The sequence below is a fragment of the Vulcanococcus sp. CPBay_Sum15L08_68 genome (assembly GCF_017855895.1).
Lineage (GTDB): Bacteria > Cyanobacteriota > Cyanobacteriia > PCC-6307 > Cyanobiaceae > Vulcanococcus.
Window position 1 is genome coordinate 1 of the sequence record NZ_JAFMFX010000097.1, and the last position, 4,362, is coordinate 4,362.

The 4,362-nt window shown below is 65.8% G+C and carries 3 protein-coding genes and 1 pseudogene; 2 read left to right on the top strand and 2 right to left on the bottom strand.

Annotated elements, in window-relative coordinates; genetic code table 11:
- Window positions 1-43: 43 nt before the first annotated feature.
- Complete coding sequence (gene bchD / locus QZ189_RS10700) at window positions 44-2,119, top strand: magnesium chelatase ATPase subunit D (protein ID WP_296421740.1); 2,076 nt, start codon at window positions 44-46, stop codon at window positions 2,117-2,119.
- On the opposite strand, the gene QZ189_RS10705 is transcribed toward bchD, so the two are convergent.
- Complete coding sequence (locus tag QZ189_RS10705; RefSeq protein ID WP_296421741.1) at window positions 2,120-3,007, bottom strand: MlaD family protein; 888 nt, start codon at window positions 3,005-3,007, stop codon at window positions 2,120-2,122.
- Window positions 3,008-3,012: 5 nt separating this feature from the next.
- Window positions 3,013-3,819 (bottom strand): ATP-binding cassette domain-containing protein, encoded by an 807-nt coding sequence (locus QZ189_RS10710; protein ID WP_010314400.1) that lies wholly within the window; start codon window positions 3,817-3,819, stop codon window positions 3,013-3,015.
- Between the two features lie 28 nt (window positions 3,820-3,847).
- On the opposite strand from QZ189_RS10710, the pseudogene QZ189_RS10715 reads away from it, so the two are divergent.
- Window positions 3,848-4,362 (top strand): annotated as a pseudogene (locus tag QZ189_RS10715) (hypothetical protein); the annotation flags it as partial.

Here is a 4,362-nt window from a genome sequence, read left to right on the forward strand (position 1 = left end):
ATCAGCGAGACTGGCGCCCACGACGAACTTCTCCGGCGTTTCCATGGTTGCAAGTGGTACAGCCGCTCGGGCCTTCCCCCTTGCCGCCATCACCGGCCACGGAACCCTGAAGCTGGCCCTGCTCTTGGCAGCCGTCGACCCCGGCCTGGGCGGTGTGGTGATCGCCGGCGGGCGCGGCACTGGCAAATCCGTTCTGGCGCGGGGTCTGCATGCCCTGCTGCCGCCGATCGACGTCCTCGATGTCGGCGGCCATGGCCTCAACACCGACCCCCAGGCACCGGAAGACTGGGATGCGCCGACGCGGGCGCGGCTGACGGAACTCGGGGCGGACCCCACCGGCGCCGACAAGCAAGCCCTGCTGCCCACCAAGGTCATCCCGGCCCCCTTTGTGCAGGTGCCCCTGGGCATCACCGAAGACCGCCTGGTGGGCTCGGTCGATGTCACGGCATCACTCGCCAGCGGTGAAGCGGTCTTTCAGCCCGGTCTGCTAGCTGAGGCCCACCGCGGCGTGCTCTACGTCGATGAGCTGAACCTGCTCGATGACAACGTCACCAACCTGCTGCTGGCCGCCATTGGCAGCGGTGAGAACCGGGTCGAGCGGGAGGGCCTGAGCCTCTCGCACCCCTGCCGCTGCCTGCTGATCGCCACCTACAACCCCGAAGAGGGGGCCATCCGCGATCACCTGCTGGATCGCTTCGCCATTGCCCTCTCGGCCAACCAGGTCCTGGAGCTCGATCAACGGGTCGAGATCACCCGCAGTGCCATCGGCCACGCCGAATCCAGCGAAGCCTTCCGCCAGCGCTGGCAAGAGGAAACCGACGCCCTCTCCACCCAGCTGCTGCTGGCGCGCCAATGGCTACCCGATGTCCAGATCACGCGGGAGCAAATCGCCTATCTGGTGAACGAAGCCCTGCGCGGCGGCGTCGAAGGCCACCGCAGCGAGCTCTATGCCGTGCGGGTTGCCCGCGCCCATGCCGCCCTGAGCGGCCGTGACCGGGTGGAAGCCGAGGACCTGCAGGTCGCCGTGCGCCTGGTGATCGCACCGCGGGCCATGCAACTGCCGCCCCAGGATCCCGACCAACAGATGGAGCCCCCTCCGCCGCCACCCCCGCCGCAGGGCGAGGACAACCAAGAGCAAGAGCCGGAGGAGCCCGAGGACAACGAGAACGAGAAAGAAGACGAACAGGACGAAGAAGACACCCCGGAAGATCAAGCTCCGCCTTCGATCCCCGAGGAGTTCATGCTCGATCCCGAGGCGATCGCGATCGATCCGGATCTGCTGCTCTTCAACGCCGGCAAGGCCAAGAGCGGCGGCAGCGGCAGCCGGGCGGTGGTCTTCAGCGACTCCCGCGGCCGCTACGTCAAACCGATGCTCCCCCGGGGCCCGGTCAAGCGCATTGCCGTCGACGCCACCCTGCGGGCCGCAGCGCCCTACCAAAAAACCCGGCGTGAGCGGGAACCGCACCGCAAGGTTGTGGTGGAGGACGGGGACCTGCGGGCCAAGCAACTGCAGCGCAAGGCCGGTGCCCTGGTGATCTTCCTGGTGGATGCCAGTGGATCGATGGCCCTCAACCGGATGCAAAGCGCCAAGGGCGCCGTGATTCGCCTACTGACCGAGGCCTACGAGAACCGCGACGAAGTGGCGCTGATCCCCTTCCGCGGCGAGGCCGCCGAAGTGCTGCTGCCCCCGACCCGCTCGATCACCGCCGCACGGCGGCGGCTGGAGTCCATGCCCTGCGGCGGTGGCTCGCCCCTGGCCCATGGCCTCTCCCAGGCTGCTCGGGTGGGTGCCAACGCCATGGCCACCGGGGAACTGGGCCAGGTCGTGGTTGTCGCCATCACCGATGGCCGGGGCAACGTTCCCCTCAGCCGCTCCCTCGGTCAGCCCCAGTTGGAGGGGGAAGAGCCCGTGGATCTCAAGGAAGAGGTCAAGCAGGTGGCCAGCAAGTACCGCTCCCTGGGCATCAAGCTGCTGGTGATCGACACCGAGCGCAAGTTCATCGGCAGCGGCATGGGCAAGGACCTGGCCGACTCCGCCGGCGGCAAGTATGTCCAACTGCCCAAGGCCAGCGATCAGGCGATTGCCGCGATCGCGATGGAGGCCATCAGCGGGGTCTGATCAGCGTTTGGCTTCGGTCTTCTCGGGATAGACCTCATCGAAGAAGGCCCCCAGGCCAATCGCCACGCTGCGCAGGCCATCCATGAAGCGCTTGTCGGAGGTGAGCTTGTTGATGTCACCTCCCACGCGATCCAGGGTTGCGGTGAGGTCCTCCAGGTTGGCGACTGTGCCCTTGAGCTCGCTCAGGGTCTTGGGGTTATCCAGAACCCGCACGAAGTTGAGGATATGGGCCGTGGAATCGTTGAGGTTGTTGATCGTGGGTTGGACGGAACGGACCGCGGTTCGTAGATCTCCGATCAAGACCTGACCGTCCTCCATGAATTCGGTGGCTTCCTTGGCCGTGGTTTCGATGCTGCTGATCGTGGTGGCGAGCTTGGGAATCAGCTTTTCCTTCTCCGCCTGATCCAGCAACTGCTGCAGCGTGGCCGTCACCTGGCTCAAGGTCGCCGCGCTCTTGCCCTGAATCACTGAGCCATTGCAGACCGTCAAAGCGCGGTTGCAGTTGATCGCTTTAGGCCCAGGGGTCCCCTTCGGCAGTGGTTTGATCGGCGCCGTGAGAGCCACCACCGCATCCCCGCCGAGCAGCGAAGCCGCCTCCACCCGTGCATCCAAGGGTTGAGGAAGCTGAAGGTTGGGTTGATTGATATCGATCTGCACTTCCACAGCCGTGGCCGTGGCGGTGACCTCCTGAACATGACCGACGGTGACCCCGCGATAGGTCACCGCCGAGCGGGGGGCCAATCCGGCGGCATCCGCAAAGTTGGCCTGGAAGCGCCAGGTGCGATTGCTCACCGAGACCCCTTTGAGCCAGAGCCAAAACAAACCAGCCGAGCTCACTGCCGCCAGCAGCGTGAAGCCGACGATCGCTTCTTTCACACTGCGGCGCATGGGGTCTAGAGCTCCGCGGGTTGCATCGGCCCGCTGAGACTAGCCGTGCGGAACTGAAGCACATAGGGATTGGTTGTGGTCCGAAAGTCCTCCACAGTTCCCTGCCAGCGGAAGAGGCCGTCGTAGAGCAACACCACCCGATCGGCGGTGCGCTCAATCGTGCTCATCACGTGGCTCACCACCACAGAACTGCCGCCCGCGATTTGAGTCGTGTGAACGATCAAATCTTCAATCCGCGTGCAGGCCACTGGATCCAGACCTGCCGTCGGCTCATCGAAGAGCAGCAAGGGGACCTTCCCCACGGGCTGACTGGGATCACTGATCACAGCGCGGGCAAAGCTGACCCGCTTCTGCATGCCGCCACTGAGCTCGCCGGGATAGAGATCCTCCGTACCGGAGAGCCCCACGGCCTCCAGGGCCTCGGCCACCCGCTGGCGGATCTCCCGTTCGTTCAAGCGACTGAAACGATCCAGCAAAAAGCCCACGTTCTGGCGCACGGTCAAGGACGCCAGCAGCGCCGGGTTCTGAAAGACCGTGCGGACGTCGGGGGGGTTGCGCTGATCCAGCCGCAGATAGGTCTGCTGCACCCCATGGATCTTCAGGCGACCGCTGCTGGGCAGGAGCAAACCCGAGAGCAGACGCAGGATCGTCGATTTACCGGCACCCGAGGGGCCCACCACCGCCAGGCGCTCGCCCGCATTCAGGGTCAAATCGACGTCGCTCAGCACGGTGTTGCGGCCCCACCGCACGCTGACGTCGTCCATCTGGACCACTGGGGTGGATTGCACCGGATCCTTCACGAATGGGGGCATCTTGGCGGTTTCTCCGTAACCTGGCCCCATGCCGGCTCGAGGACACCGCAGGGGGAATCGCTCGAGACCTCGCCCGAGCTGGGTCGGCAAGGGAGATCTGCGCCAGAAGGACCTGGTCAGCCGCTCCAAGCGCGCCGCCCGCTGGCTGCAGCCCGGGCTGGTGGTCAAGCGCTGGATGCTGACCTCCGGGATTGGTCTGTTCCTGCTGTTCCTGGGAGGAGCCGTTTGGGCCGACCTGCAGCCGATCTACTGGCTGCTGGAGTTCATCCGCTGGTCCCTGGCCAACATCACCACGGTCCTCCCCCGCGAGATCACCGGACCGCTGGTGCTGGTGGTGGGCGGCGGACTGATCTGGCTCGGGCAAAGCCGCAGCTTTGGGGCGATCCAGCAGGCGCTGGCACCCGATCGCGACACCCTGCTGGTGGATGCCTTGGCTGCCAAGAGCCGCCTGAACCGCGGCCCCTCGATCGTGGCCATCGGCGGCGGCACAGGGCTCTCCACCCTGCTGAGCGGGCTGAAGCGCTACAGCAGCAACCTCACCGC